Source organism: Streptomyces ardesiacus, assembly GCF_003112575.1.
GTDB classification, from domain to species: Bacteria; Actinomycetota; Actinomycetes; order Streptomycetales; family Streptomycetaceae; genus Streptomyces; species Streptomyces ardesiacus.
This window is the reverse complement of the sequence record NZ_BEWC01000007.1, coordinates 163,943-179,664: the sequence shown is the minus strand read 5'-3', so window position 1 is coordinate 179,664 and position 15,722 is coordinate 163,943. Positions and strand designations below refer to the sequence as shown.

The 15,722-nt window shown below is 71.4% G+C and carries 14 protein-coding genes; 4 read left to right on the top strand and 10 right to left on the bottom strand.

What is annotated here, in order from left to right:
- Positions 1-8: 8 nt before the first annotated feature.
- The 8 genes from Sdi02f_RS22930 to Sdi02f_RS22895 all read right to left on the bottom strand — a co-directional run bounded on the left by Sdi02f_RS22930 (position 9) and on the right by Sdi02f_RS22895 (position 10,327).
- Entirely contained in the window at positions 9-1,613 is a 1,605-nt protein-coding gene (locus Sdi02f_RS22930) for a pyridoxal phosphate-dependent aminotransferase (RefSeq protein ID WP_108933938.1), read from the bottom strand.
- A gap of 128 nt (positions 1,614-1,741) precedes the next feature.
- Positions 1,742-2,890 carry an aldose epimerase family protein gene (locus Sdi02f_RS22925; protein ID WP_030399760.1) on the bottom strand — a complete coding sequence of 383 codons (1,149 nt, stop codon included), beginning with the start codon at positions 2,888-2,890 and terminating at the stop codon, positions 1,742-1,744.
- Positions 2,891-2,957: 67 nt separating this feature from the next.
- On the bottom strand, positions 2,958-4,202 hold the full coding sequence (gene mmsB, locus Sdi02f_RS22920) for a multiple monosaccharide ABC transporter permease (protein WP_030399759.1): 1,245 nt from the start codon (positions 4,200-4,202) through the stop codon (positions 2,958-2,960).
- On the bottom strand, positions 4,199-5,767 hold the full coding sequence (gene mmsA, locus Sdi02f_RS22915) for a multiple monosaccharide ABC transporter ATP-binding protein (protein ID WP_055467745.1): 1,569 nt from the start codon (positions 5,765-5,767) through the stop codon (positions 4,199-4,201). Before mmsA ends, mmsB begins: the two co-directional genes overlap by 4 nt.
- A gap of 32 nt (positions 5,768-5,799) precedes the next feature.
- Complete coding sequence (gene chvE, locus Sdi02f_RS22910; RefSeq protein WP_108933937.1) at positions 5,800-6,912, bottom strand: multiple monosaccharide ABC transporter substrate-binding protein; 1,113 nt, start codon at positions 6,910-6,912, stop codon at positions 5,800-5,802.
- 95 nt (positions 6,913-7,007) lie between these two features.
- On the bottom strand, positions 7,008-7,979 hold the full coding sequence (locus Sdi02f_RS22905) for a hypothetical protein (protein WP_030399756.1): 972 nt from the start codon (positions 7,977-7,979) through the stop codon (positions 7,008-7,010).
- A gap of 168 nt (positions 7,980-8,147) precedes the next feature.
- Complete coding sequence (locus tag Sdi02f_RS22900) at positions 8,148-9,164, bottom strand: zinc-dependent alcohol dehydrogenase (protein ID WP_030399755.1); 1,017 nt, start codon at positions 9,162-9,164, stop codon at positions 8,148-8,150.
- Positions 9,161-10,327 carry a mandelate racemase/muconate lactonizing enzyme family protein gene (locus Sdi02f_RS22895; protein ID WP_053662117.1) on the bottom strand — a complete coding sequence of 389 codons (1,167 nt, stop codon included), beginning with the start codon at positions 10,325-10,327 and terminating at the stop codon, positions 9,161-9,163. Before Sdi02f_RS22895 ends, Sdi02f_RS22900 begins: the two co-directional genes overlap by 4 nt.
- Positions 10,328-10,541: 214 nt before the next feature.
- Between Sdi02f_RS22895 and Sdi02f_RS35685 the strand changes: the two genes are divergently transcribed.
- The gene (locus Sdi02f_RS35685; RefSeq protein ID WP_159107668.1) at positions 10,542-11,324 is read left to right on the top strand and encodes an SCO2400 family protein; all 783 of its coding nucleotides are present in this window, start codon (positions 10,542-10,544) and stop codon (positions 11,322-11,324) included.
- Between the two features lie 93 nt (positions 11,325-11,417).
- Here Sdi02f_RS35685 and Sdi02f_RS22880 read toward each other — a convergent pair whose 3' ends face one another.
- Positions 11,418-11,864, bottom strand: a complete 447-nt coding sequence (locus Sdi02f_RS22880; protein WP_031081554.1) for a MarR family winged helix-turn-helix transcriptional regulator — start codon at positions 11,862-11,864, stop codon at positions 11,418-11,420.
- A gap of 114 nt (positions 11,865-11,978) precedes the next feature.
- Here Sdi02f_RS22880 and Sdi02f_RS22875 point away from each other — a divergent pair, with 114 nt between their 5' ends.
- The 3 genes from Sdi02f_RS22875 to Sdi02f_RS22865 all read left to right on the top strand — a co-directional run bounded on the left by Sdi02f_RS22875 (position 11,979) and on the right by Sdi02f_RS22865 (position 14,427).
- Positions 11,979-13,001 (top strand): NADP-dependent oxidoreductase, encoded by a 1,023-nt coding sequence (locus Sdi02f_RS22875; protein ID WP_031081552.1) that lies wholly within the window; start codon positions 11,979-11,981, stop codon positions 12,999-13,001.
- A gap of 129 nt (positions 13,002-13,130) precedes the next feature.
- Positions 13,131-13,550 (top strand): organic hydroperoxide resistance protein, encoded by a 420-nt coding sequence (locus tag Sdi02f_RS22870; protein ID WP_030399750.1) that lies wholly within the window; start codon positions 13,131-13,133, stop codon positions 13,548-13,550.
- A 40-nt stretch (positions 13,551-13,590) separates the two neighbouring features.
- On the top strand, positions 13,591-14,427 hold the full coding sequence (locus tag Sdi02f_RS22865; RefSeq protein WP_030399749.1) for an EI24 domain-containing protein: 837 nt from the start codon (positions 13,591-13,593) through the stop codon (positions 14,425-14,427).
- Here the strand turns inward: Sdi02f_RS22865 and Sdi02f_RS22860 are convergent.
- Positions 14,399-15,703, bottom strand: coding sequence for a pyroglutamyl-peptidase I (locus tag Sdi02f_RS22860; RefSeq protein ID WP_030399748.1), 1,305 nt, complete (start codon positions 15,701-15,703; stop codon positions 14,399-14,401). The genes Sdi02f_RS22865 and Sdi02f_RS22860 overlap by 29 nt on opposite strands.
- Between the last annotated feature and the right edge of the window lie 19 nt (positions 15,704-15,722).

Sequence of the window (15,722 nt, the reverse complement as noted above, 5' to 3'; positions counted from 1 at the left end):
CCGCGGGTTCAGCCGGCCCGCCCCATCCCCGCCGCGTCCGGCCAGCCCGTCGCCGGGACCGACTCCAGGCCGTCGGTGCCCCGGACCTGCGCGGCCGTGAGACCCCCGCGGGCCGGTACGCCGGGCGGGGTCGGCCCGACGGGCGCCGGATACGGGGCGGCCGGGGCGGGCACCGGCGCGGGCAGGGGGTGCGGGACCGGTGCCGGGTGGGGGACCGGCACCGGTCCGGGGAACGGCGCCGGCCGGGGGACCGGCGCCGGGGACGCCGTGGTGGCAGCCGCCGGAGCGACGGGCACCGCGGCGGGGAGCGGCACGCCGGTGCCGGTGCCGGTGCCCGGGGCGGGTCCCGGGGCGCCGGTACCGGCACCGGCGGTCCGGGCGGTGAGCGCGCGCATCCCGGAACCGTTGGTCTCCTGGATCAGGCGGTCCACCGCCGCCGTGCCCGAGCTGTAGCCGGTCCCTGTGGCCGGCCCGGGCACGGCGGCTCCCCTTCCGGCCCCGTAGAGCACCTGTTCCAGGCCGGACACCAGGCGACGTACGTCCCCCTGGGGGCGCACCACGAGACGCAGGAAGCGGCTGGAGGAACCGATCTTGTTGCCGCACTCCCGGACCAGGATCCGGTGCTCGGTGAGCATGCGGTCCCGCACGGCGGTGCCCTCGGCGCCCACGGGGAGGCGGACGAAGAGGAAGTTGCCCTGGGAGGGGTAGACGGTCAGGCCGGGCAGCGCGGACAGCCACGCGGTCATCTCCAGGCGGTCCCGCCGCACCTGGTGCAGGCTCCGCGCGTACTCGGGACCGTGGTCGCGCAGCATGAAGACCACGTGCTCCGCGAAGGAGTTGAGGTTCCACTTGGGCAGCATGGTCCGCACCCGTCCCGCGAGCGCCGGGTTGGCCACGAGGTAGCCGAAGCGGACGCCGTGCAGCCCGAAGTTCTTGCCGAGGCTGCGCAGCACGACGACGTTGGGGCGCAGCATCGCCTCCTGGACCACGCTGGGTTCGGCCTCCGCGTCGGCGAACTCCAGGAAGGACTCGTCGATCACCACGAGGTCCCGGTCGGCCATCGCGTCCATGAACTGCACCAGCGCCTGCTTGTGCTGGTAGCCGCCGTCGGGGTTGTTGGGGTTGCAGACCACCACGGCCCGGGTCCCCCGGGCCCGGACGAACTCGGCGTACCGGTCGAGGTCGAGGGCGAAGCCGCCGGCCTCCTGGAGCGGGAACATGTCGACGCGCTTGCCGGTCTCCATGGGCTGGTCGGTCCAGCGGCCGAAGGTGGGGACGGGGACGGCGAGGGACTCGCGGACCAGCAGGTGGTCGATCCAGGTGATCAGCTCGGTGGAGCCGTTGCCCATCGCCACGCACTGCGGCGGGAGCCGGAGCAGGCCGCAGAGTTCCGCGGTGATGGTGTCGGCGCTGCTCGGGTAGTACGTGATGATCTCGCGCAGCCGGCCGGCCAGTTCCTCGAACATCGCCGGGGTGGGGAAGTACGGGTTGCAGGGGATGCAGAAGTCCACCGGGCCCGCGCCCGCCGCCTCGCCGCTCTCCCGCGTCAGCGCCGCCATCGAGGGGCTGTGCGCCGCGGTGCCGCGGAACAGCGAGGTGACGTTGCCGGACAAGGGGACCTCCATGAGTGGGCGGCCCGTGCGGGGAACACGGGCCGCCTGTTCATACGGAGGGGGACGGGGCGGTGTTCAACGGGTGTGAAGGAACTGTGTCCGTGCGCCGCCGCTCCCGCGGGTGCCGCTCACGCGTCGAAGGAGTGCACCGTCGTCGACCGGTACGTCTGGCCCGGCCGCAGCACGGTCGACGGGAAGGACGGGTGGTTCGGCGAGTCCGGGAAGTGCTGCGTCTCCAGGCACAGGGCGTCGCCCTGGCGGTAGAGGGAGCCGCCGGTGCCGGTGAGGGTGCCGTCGAGGAAGTTGCCCGAGTAGAACTGCAGGCCGGGCTGGTCGGTGGCGATGCGCAGGGTGCGGCCCGAGGAGTTCTCGCGCAGGGTGGCGATGTGCTCGGGCCGGTCGGTGATGCCCTTGTCCAGCACCCAGTTGTGGTCGAAGCCCTTGGCGGTGACGAGCTGGGGGTGGGCGTCGCGGATGTCCCGCCCGACCGGCTTGCCCCGGCGGAAGTCGAAGGGCGTGCCGGCCACCCGGGCCAGCTCGCCCGTGGGGATCAGGCCGGCGTCGGTGGGCGTGAAGCGGGAGGCGGCGATCGTCAGCTCGTGGTCCTCGATGCTGCCGCTGCCCTCACCGGCCAGGTTCCAGTAGACGTGGCTGGTGAGGTTGACCACGGTGGCCTTGTCGGTGGTGGCCTCGTAGTCGATGCGCCAGTCGCCGCGCCGGGTGAGGGTGTACGTCACCTTCGCCCGCAGTGTGCCCGGGTAGCCCATCTCGCCGTCGACACTGGTGTAGTGCAGCACCAGGCCGGTGTCGGAGCCCCGGGTGAACGGCTCGACGTCCCACACCCGGTAGTCGAAACCGAGGGCGCCGCCGTGCAGGGAGTTCTCGCCGTCGTTGACGGAGAGCTGGTACTCCTTGCCGTCCAGGGTGAAGCGGCCCTTGGCGATGCGGTTGCCGTACCGCCCGATCAGGGCGCCGAAGTGCGGGCTGCGGGCCACGTAGTCGTCGAGGTTGTCGAAGCCCAGCGAGACGTTGGCGTGGCGGCCCCGGCGGTCCGGGATCTCCAGGGACTGCACGACGCCGCCGTAGGACAGCACCTTCATCCGCGTGCCGCCGTTCTCCAGCGACCAGCGGTACACCTTCGTCCCGTCGGCCAGCTTGCCGAAGAGTTCCTTCACGGGTTTCCCGCCTCCCGACGCGTGTGCCGTGCCGCCGACCGCGGTGGCGGCCACGCCGGCCGCTGCCGCCGACGCGATGACCGTTCGTCTGCTCAGTTCCATACGTGCGGCTCCTGTACTTCCGTGAGAAGAAGCGGGCCCCGCCGTCAGTGGCGGGGCCCGAGATCCGTTACGAACCGACCCTGCGCTTGTTCCACACGTCGAACCCGACCGCCGCCAGCAGCACCGCGCCCTTGATGACCTGCTGCCAGTCGGTGCCGATGCCGACGAGGTTCATGCCGTTGTTCAGCACGCCCAGGACGAGACCGCCGATGATCGCGCCGAGGACCGTGCCGACGCCGCCGCTCATCGACGCGCCGCCGATGAACGAGGCCGCGATGGCCTCCAGTTCGAAGTTGAGGCCCGCCTTGGGCGAGGCCGCGTTGAAGCGGGCGGCGAAGACCAGACCCGCCAGGGCCGCGAGCATGCCCATGTTCAGGAAGACCAGGAAGGTGACCTTCTTGTCCTTCACGCCCGACAGCTTGGCCGCGGGCAGGTTGCCGCCGATGGCGTAGATGTGGCGGCCGATGACCGCGTTGCGCATCAGGTAGCCGAAGCCGACGACCAGGACGCCCAGGATGAGCAGCACGATCGGGGCGCCCTTGTAGCTGGCGAGCAGCAGCGTGACCACGAGGATCGCGGCGACCAGCGCCACCAGCTTGAGCAGGAACAGCTTGACCGGCGGCACGTCGAGGGCGAACTCCTGCTGCCGCTTGCGGTCGCGGACCTCCTGGTACACCACGAAGGCGATCAGGGCGATGCCCAGCAGCAGGGTGAGGTTGTGGTAATTGGTGTTCGGGCCGACCTCGGGCAGGAAGCCGTTGGCGATCTTCTGCAGGTCCTTGGGGAACGGGCCGAGGGTCTGGCCCTTGAGGAAGATCTCCGTCAGACCGCGGAAGAGCAGCATGCCCGCGAGGGTCACGATGAACGACGGTATGCCGAGATAAGCGATGAAGAAGCCCTGCACGGCGCCGGCGGCGGCACCGATGGCCAGGCACAGGATCACCGCCAGCGGCCAGGACAGGTCGTGGTTGACCATGAGTACGGCGGCCGTCGCGCCCACGAACGCCGTCAGCGAGCCCACCGACAGGTCGATGTGGCCGGCGATGATGACGAGCATCATGCCGATCGCGAGGATCAGGATGTAGCTGTTCTGCAGCACCAGGTTGGAGACGTTGCGCGGCAGCAGCAGGTCGCCGTCGGACCACACCGCGAACAGCACCACGATCAGGCCGAGGGCCATCAGCATGCCGTACTGGCGCATGTTGCGGCGCATGCCGTCGAGCATCAGCGCCAGCAGCCCGCCGCCGGAGGCCGAGCCCTCTTTGCCCGGCGGCGCCGGTGCCGGGGTCTTGGCGGTCACGTCCGTGCTCATCGGCTTACCTCTTCGTCCTTCTGGTCCGTCTTGTCCTTCGTCATCTGCCGCATCAGCGCTTCCTGCGAGGCCTCGGCCCGCGAGAACTCACCCGTGAGCCGTCCCGCGGCCATCGTGTAGATGCGGTCGCACATGCCGAGCAGCTCCGGCAGCTCGGAGGAGATGAACACGACCGCCTTGCCCTCGGCCGCCAGTCGGTCGATGACCGTGTAGATCTCGTACTTGGCGCCCACGTCGATGCCGCGCGTGGGCTCGTCCAGGATCAGCACCTCGGGACCGGCGAAGATCCACTTGCTGAGGACGACCTTCTGCTGGTTGCCGCCCGACAGCTTGCCGACCGGTTCGAAGACGGTCGGCGCCTTGATGTTCATCGACGTACGGAAGCCCTCGGCGACCTGCTGCTCGCCGTGCTCGTCGACGACACCCCGCTTGGCGACCTTGCCCAGCGCGGTCAGCGAGATGTTCCGGTTGATGGTGTCGATGAGGTTGAGGCCGTAGTGCTTGCGGTCCTCGGTGACGTACGCGATGCCGTGCCCGACCGCCTCCGGGACGGTCTTCGTGCGGATCTCCCTGCCGTCCCTGAGGACCGTGCCGCCCGCGTGCCGGCCGTAGGTGCGGCCGAAGACGCTCATCGCCAGCTCGGTGCGGCCGGCGCCCATGAGCCCGGCGATGCCGACGATCTCGCCGCGCCGCACCTCGATCGAGACGTCGTCGACGACCTTGCGCTGCTGGTCGATGGGGTGGTGCACGGTCCAGTTGCGGATCTCCAGGGCCGGCGCCGTGCCCTCCTCGGGCTGGTGCGGGGTCCGCTCCGGGAAGCGGTTCTCCAGGTCGCGGCCGACCATGCCGCTGATGATCCGGTCCTCGGTCGTCTCCGCCGCCTTCACGTCGAGCGTCTCGATGGAGCGCCCGTCGCGGATGATCGTGACCGAGTCGGCGACCCGGCGGATCTCGTTCAGCTTGTGCGAGATGATGATCGAGGTCATGCCCTGCTCCTTCAACTGAAGGATCAGTTCGAGGAGTTTGCCGCTGTCCTCGTCGTTGAGCGCCGCCGTCGGCTCGTCGAGGATGAGCAGCTTCACCTTCTTGGAGAGCGCCTTGGCGATCTCCACGAGCTGCTGCTTGCCCACGCCGATGTCGGCGACGCGGGTCTCCGGGTGCTCGTCGAGGCCGACCCGGCGCAGCAGTTCGGTGGCGTGCCTGAGCGTGTCGTTCCAGTTGATCAGTCCGCGCTTGGCGTGCTCGTTGCCGAGGAAGATGTTCTCCGCGATCGACAGGTACGGCACCAGCGCCAGCTCCTGGTGGATGATCACGATGCCGTGCTGTTCGCTCGCCCGGATGTCCTTGAACCGGCAGGTCTCACCCTCGAAGAGGATGTCCCCCTCGTAGCTGCCGTGCGGGTGGACTCCGGAGAGCACCTTCATCAGGGTCGACTTCCCGGCGCCGTTCTCCCCGCAGATGGCGTGGACCTCGCCCTGGCGAACGGTCAGCGTGACGTCCGACAGCGCTTTGACACCGGGAAAGGTCTTGACGATCGAGCGCATTTCCAGGACGGGTCCCGCCATGGTCGTGCCTTCCAATCCTTGATGGTGCCCGGTTAGTTGAGCTGGCCCTCGGTGTAGTAGCCGCCGCCGACCAGGACCTTCTCGTAGTTGGACTTGTCCACGCTGACCGGCTGCAGCAGGTAGGCGGGGACGACCTTGGCACCGTTGTCGTAGGACTTGGTGTCGTTGACCTCGGGCTTCTTGTCGTTCAGGACCGCGTCGACCATCGTGGCGGCGACCTTGGCGAGTTCGCGCAGGTCCTTGAAGACGGTCTGGGTCTGCTGGCCCGCCTTGATCGACTTCACCGAGGCGATCTCGGCGTCCTGACCGGTGACGACCGGCATGGCCTTGCTGCCGGAGCCGTAGCCGTCCGACTTCAGGGCGGACAGGATGCCGATGGAGATGCCGTCGTAGGGCGAGAGCACCGCGTCGACCTTGGCGCTGCGGTAGCTGGAGGTGAGCAGGTCGTCCATGCGCTTCTGCGCGGTGCCGCCGTCCCAGCGCAGGGTGGTGACCTGGTTGAGGGCGGTCTGCTTGGAGCGGACGACGAGCTGGCCCTTGTCCATGTACGGCTTGAGGACCTTCATCGCGCCGTTGAAGAAGTACCGGGTGTTGTTGTCGTCGTTGGAGCCGGCGAACAGCTCGATGTTGAAGGGGCCCTTCTCGGAGCCGTCCTTGAGGCCGAGCTTCTCCGCGATGTAGCCGCCCTGCAGCTCACCGACCTTCTCGTTGTCGAACGACGCGTAGTAGTCGACGTTCTCCGTGCCGAGGATGAGCCGGTCGTAGGAGATGACCGGGATGTCGGCGTCCTTGGCCTGCTGCAGGACGTTGCCGAGGGACTTGTTGTCGATCGCGGCCACGATCAGCGCGTTCACGCCCTGCGTGATCATGTTCTCGATCTGCGAGACCTGCTGGTCCGGGTCGTCCTCGCCGAAGACGAGCTTGGTCTTGAACCCCTTGCCCTTCAGTTCCTTCTCGACGTTGGCGCCGTCGGTGATCCAGCGCTCGGAGGACTTGGTCGGCATCGCGATGCCGACGGTGGCGCCGTCGCTGCCCCCCTTGTCCTCCTCGCTGCCGCCCTCGCTGTTCTGGCCGCAGGCGGTCAGCGTGAGGGCGAGCGAGGCGGCGGAGGCTATCGCGGCGAGTGCGGCTCTGCGGTTGCGCATGGTCATCATCCTTGATGTGAGGACTGGCTCGGCGAGGCAGGTGTGTGGGATTGTGCGCGGTCGTGTCGTCTTTTGAGAAGGGAGTTTCCGGAACGTTATGACGAGATCTCGAACCGGTTGAGCGCCCCCGGCAGACGGGTGCCGAGCGGCGCCATGTCCCCGTCCGCCCCGTGCCGGGCGAGCAGGTCGAGAGCGAGCCGGCCGCGCCGCACCCGCTCCTTGGCCGTGGCCAGCGTCAGTTCCCGCAGGTGGTGGCCGTACGGATAGATGCCGGGTGCCTTGGAGAGGCCGAACTTCAGGTACAGCGGGGCGCCGCGCCGGATCAGCTCGGCGACCTCGTACATCCGCACATAGCCGCCGAGGTCGTCGGGAGCCTCGATGTACATGTCCATCGGTGCGGCCGAAACCCGTCGTATTTCGGTCAGGTGATCCAGCGTCAGGTCGCTGGGCACGTTGATGGAGTCGGCGCCGAGCCGCTCGTACACCGCGTACGAGGCCGGGTTGACCGGGCCGACGAGCGCCGAGAGCTTGAGCGTGGTGTCGGCCGGGAGGAGCCCGGCGGCGCGGGCCCGGTGCAGCGTCCACAGCACGCCCTCGTCGGCGACGAGCAGACACGAGACGCCCAGTTCGCTCGCCCGCACGGCGTCCTCGACGCAGCCGGCCACCGCGTCGTGACCGCGTGCCCGCAGTCCGGCCCCGCGCGAGTCGGTCCGGGTGGAGCCGCCGATGTCCCAGGTGCCGCGCGGGCCGGTGAACAGGCAGAGCTCGATGTCGCGCTCGGCGGTGGCCTCGACCATCTCGGTGATCTCGGCGTCGGTCAGCATCCACACGCCGCTGCCCTGGCTGATCCGGTGGACCGGCACGTCCAGCCGCGAGGACTCCTTGAGCACCACCGCCAGCGCCTCCGGACCCTCGCAGGAGGGGATCTCGGTGCGCCAGCGGCCACCGCCCGGGAAGGAGTGCGGCGAGGCGTCGGCGGGATCGGGGTCGGGTGCGGCCAGGCCGAGGGCGGTGAGGGCCTGCTCACCGGGCCTGCGTGCGGCGGCCGTGGCGGAAGGGTCGGTCACTAGCTGTCCTTAGTGTTCGGTATGTCGGACGAAGTTCGCGGCCGCGGGTGTGGGGCGGCCGGGTGCGAGCGGCTGCGGGTGGGAGCCGCCGCGGGGCGGGACGTCGCCCGTCGGGTGGGTGTACGCCGGTGCGGAGGCCGTCAGGTCGCCCCCGCACCGGCGTACGGCTCAGCGGGGGGCGTCCGGGCGCAGCAGCACCTTGCCGACCTTCGGATCGCCGGAGCCCACCAGCTCGATGGCCTCCGAGAACTCCGCGAGCGGCAGTTCGTGCGTCACCAGCGGCCGCGGATCGAGCAGACCGGCCGCGAAGACCCGCACCGTGTGCGCCCAGGCGTCCGGCGGAGCCCCGAAGACGGTGTGCACCTCCAGCTGCCGTACGACCAGGTCGGTCGGGTCGAGGCCGTCGGCGCCCGGCGCCGGGATGCCGGTCAGCACCAGCCGGCCGCCCCGGCGCAGCAGCCCGGCCGCCGTGCGGGCGGCGTCCGCGGACCCGGCGGTCTCGATCACGACGTCGAAGTCGTCGGGGAGCGGCCGGTCCTTGGTGCGGAAGCCGGTCGCGCCGAACTGCCGGGCCAGCGCCTCCCGGTCCCCGCGCGTGCCGACGACCAGCAGCTCGGCCGGGGAGGCGGCGCGCAGGAACTGCACGGCGAACATCCCGAGCGTGCCCGTGCCGACGACGGCGACCCGCTCACCGGGCCGGGCGTTCGCCCTCAGCGCGGCGGCGGCGATGCAGGCCGCGGGCTCCAGCAGCGCCGCGGCGGTGAGATCGGCGTCGTCGGGCAGGGCGTGCAGCAGCCGGGCGGGCAGGGTCAGCGTCGGGGCCATGGCGCCCGGCTGGGTGAACCCGGTCTCCTCGTACCCGGCGGTGCACAGCGTCGTCTCGCCCGCGTGACAGCGGTCGCACACCTGGCAGTTGCGGAAGCCCTCGCCCACGACCTTGCGGCCGGCGAGCGACGCGGGCACCCCGGCGCCGACCCGCTCCACCGTTCCGGACCACTCGTGCCCGGGGGTGAGCGGGTAACGCACGTACCCCTCGGGCCGGTTGCCCTGGTAGACCTCGCGGTCGCTGCCGCAGATCCCGGCGGCGTGCACCCGCACCAGCGCCTCGCCGGGCCCCGGTTCACGCGGCTCGTGCGCCACGAGCCGGTGCACCCCCGGCGCCTCGACGACGACCGCGCCGCTCATGCCCCGGTCCCCTTCGGCTTGCGCTGCTCCCAGCCCTCGGCCCACAGGTCGAACCGCGCCTGCTGCTGCGGGAACTCGGCCGCCGCGTCGGTGTCCAGCTCGACGCCGAGACCGGGCGCGTCGGAGAGGTGGAAGCATCCGTCCTCGGGATTCACCTGCGGAGCGCCCTTCACCACCTTCTTGATCTCCGCGTCCGCGAAGTCGTTGAAGTGCTCCAGGATCTTGAAGTTCGGTGAGGCGAAACCGACTTGGAGGGAGGCCGCGGTGAGCACCGAGCCGCCGACGTTGTGCGGGGCGACCAGCGTGTAGTGCGTCTCGGCGGTCGCGGCCAGCTTCCGGGTCTCCCAGATGCCGCCGATGTGGCCGACGTCGGGCTGGATGACGTCCACCGACTGGTCCTCGAACAGCTCGCGGAACTCGATCCGGTCGTGGATGCGCTCACCGGTGGCGACCGGGATCTCGACCTTCTCGGCGACCTTCTTCAGCGCCCTGAGGTTCTCCGGCGGGACCGGCTCCTCCAGCCAGGCGGGCTTGAACGGCGCCAGTTCGCGGGCGAGCCGGACGGCGGTGGAGGGCGAGAACCGGCCGTGCATCTCCAGCATCAGCTCGGCGTCCGGCCCGATGGCGTCGCGCACGGCCTCGATCAGCGACACGGCGTAGTTCGTCTGCTGCTGGTCCAGCTCGAAGTGCCCGGTGCCGAACGGGTCGATCTTCAGCGCCCGGTACCCGCGCTCCATGACCCCCTGCGCGGCCTTGTGGTACGCCTCCGGGGTCCGTTCGGTGGTGTACCACCCGTTGGCGTACGCCTTGACCTTGTCGGTGACCCTGCCGCCCAGCAGTTGCCAGACCGGGACGCCGAGGGCCTTGCCCTTGATGTCCCAGCAGGCCATCTCGACGACGGCGATGCCCGACATCACGATCTCGCCCGCGCGCCCGTAGTCGCCGTACTTCATGCGGCGCACCAGGTCCTCGACAGCGAACGGGTCGGAGCCGAGAATGTGGTTGGCCTCGGCCTCCTTCAGGTAACCGAGGAGTGCGTCGGTGTGCCCCAGCATCCGGGTCTCGCCGACTCCGGTGATGCCCTCGTCGGTGTGCACCTGGACGTAGGTCAGGTTGCGCCACGGCGTCCCGACCACGTGTGTGCTGATTCCGGTGATGCGCACGGCGGCTGCCCTTCGCTCTGTTCGATATTTCGTCACTCGTTCGAAATGCTGGCGTGACAGTAAGGATGGGGTGCGGGGAGTGTCAATGGGGCGGACACATAACGGTTTCGGCAGTGTGGGTGCGGGGGAGAGGCGCCGGCGACGGGCTTCCCCACACAACTTTCACAGTGACCTCTAGGAACGCGCCCTTGCGGGAACTTACCCTTCCCGCGTCATGGACTACTGCCACCCGTGCCGACGGCACCTCAACGGCGCCCTCGCCTGCCCGGGGTGCGGCACGCCCGCCCACGAACTCCACGCGTCGGACGCCGGTCTGACGGCGGGTGAGGACACCCCGACGGGGCCCGTGCAGGCGGCGGCGACGCCCGCCCCCGGGAGAGGCGCCGACGCGCACCCCGGCACGGGCCCCGGCGACTACTCCGACCCGCCTCCCGACGAGGGCCCCGGCGACGGATCCCCGCCCGCCTCCCGCTCCAGCCGCCGCGACCGCAAGGCCGCCGCCCACCGCAGGCGCCGCCGCCGGACCCTGCTGGTCGCCGCGGGCTTCGTCCTGGCGGCCGGGGGACTGAGCCTCGCCGAACTCGGCACGGACGCCCCCCACTCCCCGGACGCGCCGGCCGCGGCGGGCGGCGAGACGACGGACGGCGGAGCGGCCCGTGAGGTGGACGAGACGTCGGCGATCCCGGCCGGCGACACCGCGGCGACGGTCCCGGCCCCGGGCGCACCGTCCCCGAGCGCGTCCGCCTCGACAACGGTGTCGGGCTCCCCGTCGGACTCCCCGGAGGCGTCGCGGCCGGAATCGGCGGCCGAGTCCGACACCTCCACCGCGTCCCACCCCCCGGCCCCGGGCACCACCCCGCCCGCGGACCAGTCCCCGGACCCGGCCTCCCCGGACCCGGACGACGACCCGCCCCCGTCGACGACCCCCGCCCCACCGGACTCCCCGGACCCGACCCCGACGGAAACCTGCGACCGGTTCCTGTGGTGGTGCACGTAGCCGCGCGACCGCGGGCAGCCGTGACTCCCGTCAGGCCCTGAAGGGCCCTGCGGGCACTTCAGGGCCCCGGAGTGCCCGCACCGAGGCGCCGGTTCAGTCGCCGCCCCGCAGCATCGTCACCAACGCGTCCCGCAGCGCGACCCGCTCCGCCTCCGACAGCCCCGCCAGCGGCTCCCGTGCGAACCGCAGGGACTCCCGCAGTCCCCGGGCCACCCGGCGCCCCTCCTCCGTGGCCGCCGCCACCTTCACCCGGCGGTCACCGGGGTCGGGGCGCCGTTCGACCAGGCCCCGTGCCTCCAGGCGGTCCACGATGCCCGTGACGTTCGACGGCTCGCACCTGAGCTTCTGGGCCAGCTTCCGCATCGGCAGCGGTTCCAGCGACAGGAGGCTGAGCAGCTTGGCCTGCGCCCCGGTCAGGGCGCGCTCCGCCGCCGCGTCCTCGTAGTCCGCGTGGAAGCGGGCCACGACCTCGCCGATCAGCTCGACGACTTCGAGGGTGAGAGCGTCGGGGCGGCGTGTCGTGTCGCGTGGTGTGGCCATGCGATCCAGGGTACCCAGTTGTTTGACAACCTGAAATGTTCAGTCGCATGGTTGTTTCAGACCATGAAACATCCCGCCGGCGAAGCCCTCGGTGAGCCCCAGGAAAGGCGCCCCATGACCGACTCCCCCGCACTCCCCGCCGTCAACCGTGAATGGCACCTGGTCACCCGCCCGGTCGGCTGGCCCAAGCCCGAGGACTTCTCGCTCGTCGAGGCGGAGGTCCCCACCCCGGGCGACGGCCAGGTGCTGGTGCGCAACCTGTACGTCTCCGTCGACCCGTACATGCGCGGCCGCATGAGCGCCGCCAAGTCCTACGCCGCCCCCTACGAGCTGGGCGAGCCCATGCAGGGCGGCGCGGTCGGCGAGGTCGTCGCCTCGAACGCCGAGGGCATCGCCGTCGGCGACCACGTCCTGCACTTCCTCGGCTGGCGCGAGTACGCCGCCGTGGACGCGAAGAACGCCGTCAAGGTGGACCCGGACGCGGCGCCGCTGTCGACGTACCTGGGCGTGCTCGGCATGACGGGGCTCACCGCCTACGCCGGTCTGCTGCGCACGGCCGCTTTCAAGGAGGGCGACTCCGTCTTCGTCTCGGGGGCCGCCGGTGCCGTCGGCGGCCAGGTGGGGCAGATCGCGAAGCTCAAGGGCGCCTCCCGCGTCATCGGCTCGGCCGGCTCGGACGAGAAGGTCCGGCTGCTCCTCGACGAGTACGGCTTCGACGCCGCCTTCAACTACAAGGACGGCCCGGTGAGCGAGCAGCTGCGCGCCGCCGCCCCGGACGGTGTCGACGTCTACTTCGACAACGTCGGCGGTGACCACCTGGAGGCCGCCATCGGCTCCCTCAACCTCCACGGCCGCATCGCCGTCTGCGGCATGATCTCGGTCTACAACAACACAGAGCCCGCGCCCGGCCCGAAGAACCTCGCCCGCCTCATCCAGACCCGCGGCCGCATCGAGGGCTTCCTGGTCGGCGACCACTACGACCTCCAGCCGCGGTTCGTCGAGGAGGTCGGCCCCTGGGTCCGCTCCGGCGAGCTGAAGTACCGCGAGACGGTCGTCGAGGGCATCGAGAACAACCTGGAGGCGTTCCTCGGCGTCCTGCGCGGCGACAACACCGGGAAGATGATCGTCAAGCTCTGACCCGCCCGGCGGGACCGTCCGGCGAGGAGGAGCGGGCTTCACTGAACTTCCGGCATGCGGTAGCGTCATTCCGAAATCCGTCGTGATCGTGGGCGCGAGTCACGGCGGACCGAGGAGGAAGACATCCCTATGCCCATCCAGCAGTCCGAAGTCCTCTACACCGCCGTCGCCACCGCCGAGAACGGCCGCGACGGCCGGGTCGCCACCGACGACGGCAAGCTCGACCTGGTCGTGAACCCGCCCAAGGAGATGGGCGGCAACGGCGCGGGCACCAACCCGGAGCAGCTCTTCGCCGCCGGGTACAGCGCCTGCTTCCAGGGCGCGCTCGCCGTCGTGGCCCGCCAGGAGGGCGCCGACGTCTCCGGCTCGACCGTCACCGCGAAGGTCGGCATCGGCAAGAACGACGACGGGTTCGGGATCATCGTCGAGATCTCCGCCGAGATCCCGTCCGTCGACGCCGCCACCGCGCGGTCGCTGGTGGAGAAGGCCCACCAGGTCTGCCCGTACTCGAAGGCGACCCGCGGCAACATCACCGTCACGCTCGCCTGACCGGGAAGGGGCCGGCGCGCCGACCGGTAGAGTTCCGCCCATGCGTGATCTTGGGGCGGGATTCGGTCATCTGCTGAAGGGCCAGCGCTGGGTGGCCCGGCACGGCCGGAGCTACGGCTTCGGACTCGTCCCGGGCCTGATCACCCTGGTCCTGTACGTGGGCGTACTGATCGCGCTCGCGCTGTGGGGCGGCGACTTCGTCGACTGGGCGACCCCCTTCGCCGACGACTGGCCGAGCCCCTGGACCGGGCTCTTCCGCGGCTTCCTCACCGCCGTGCTGTTCGCCCTCGCCCTGCTCCTGGCCGTCCTCACCTTCACCGCGGTCACCCTGCTGGTCGGCCAGCCCTTCTACGAGGCGCTCTCCGAGCGGGTCGACCGCGACGTCTCCCCGGACGGCACGGCCCCCGAGTCCGACCTGCCGCTCTGGCGCGAGCTGTGGATCTCCGGCCGCGACAGCGTGCGCATCCTCGTCCGCGCCGCCGTCTGGGGCGTGCTGCTCTTCGCGCTCGGCTTCGTGCCGGTCGTCGGCCAGACGGTGGTCCCGGTGATCGGCTTCTTCGTCACCGGCTTCTTCCTCACCGAGGAGCTGGCCGCCGTCGCCCTCCAGCGCCGCGGCGTCGAACTGCGCGAGCGCCTCGCCCTGCTGCGCTCCCGCCGCATGCTGGTCTGGGGCTTCGGCACCCCGCTGGGCCTGGCCTTCCTGGTGCCGTTCGTCGCGGTGTTCCTGATGCCGGGCGCGGTCGCCGGCGCCACGCTCCTCGCCCGCGAACTGCTGGGCGAGGAGACCCGGGACGGCGCCGAGGACCCGTCCGAGGGCGAGGCGGCCGCAGGACCCGCCGACCCGGAGGTCAGCTCCCCTCCGGCCCCGGGGCACTGACCGCCACGGCGACGATCGCCCGCGTCTGCGCCACGATGTCCAGCCGCTCGCGCACGAACTCCGGGTCGGTGACCGCGCCCGCCGCCGGATCGGTGTTCCCGGTCCCGAACCGCAGCACCGGCGTGTGCACGTGCCCGCCCGGCAGCCTGCCGTGCAGCCCGAGCCGGTCCCGCAGCAGCGTCGCGCGGTAGGCGATCTCGTTGGAGAGGTAGTTCCCGCCGCCGCCCTCCCGGGCCGTCGACCCGGGCGTGGGCCCGTCCGGCCGCACGACCGCCCCGGTGCCTGCCCCGGCCGGGATCTCCGTCACGCCCGTGTTGTCGTACACGGGGAAGCGGCCGGTGACCGCGGCCGTGATCGCCGCGTACGGCAGCGTGGTCGTCGTCCACTGCGGCTGCGAGGCCGGATCGGCCACCGGCACCGTCTCCGTGCGGGAGACGTTCTCGTTGTCCGGGAAGCCGCCCCGCCAGGCCCCGTTGGTCCGCTCCACGTCGAACCGCCCGACCCGGCCCTGGCTCACGGTGGTGAACAGGTCCACCCGCGGCAGATACGGCCGCAGCGCCCGCTCCACCGCCCCCTCGGTGAAGTCCCGCCAGCGCACCGGGAACACGGCCGTCTCCACCCGGGCGGGGCCCTGCGGGGTGTCGATCACCGTGCCGTCCAGGGCGAGCGCGACGGCGCCGGACGGGTTGGAGATCCGGATGTCCCGGTCCAGGGTGAACGGGTCGAAACCGGTGAGCAGCACCCGTTTCACCCCCTTGTCCGCGCCCTTGCCCCGCGCCTTCGGCGCCCTGGGCGGCAGGCGCAGGTCGGCCTGTCCGCGCGAGGTCCGCTCCACCTCCGCCAGCAGCGCGGCCCGTTGGCCCGCCTCCAGCCCGAACCGGGGCTCCCAGGCACGCAGTTCACGCGTCATCCCGAGCCGCGCCCAGTACAGCGGCCGGTCGTCGTCGCGGCTGAGGTCCCCGCGGGCCGGTCCGCGCCCCTGCACCCGGTCCACCGCCCGCCGCCACAGCGCCGCGCCCTCGTGCGCCACGACGGCACGCGCCTCGCGGTAGGAGCCGGCCCGCCCGAGCTCGCGGGCGAACGCCGGTGCCACCGCGTCGAATCCGGAGCGCCGCAGGATCTCCCGGGGCACCGGGCCGTCCAGCCGCCGCTCCTCGACGGTCGGCGCGGTGGCGGTGCCGCCCGCCGGGGGTGCCGCCGTCGCCGCCGTGGGGGCCGCGAGGCCCGCCACCAGGGCCAGTCCCAGTACGCCGATCCGAACACGCAGGGGAGTCAAGGGAGTCCAGGTCCTTCCG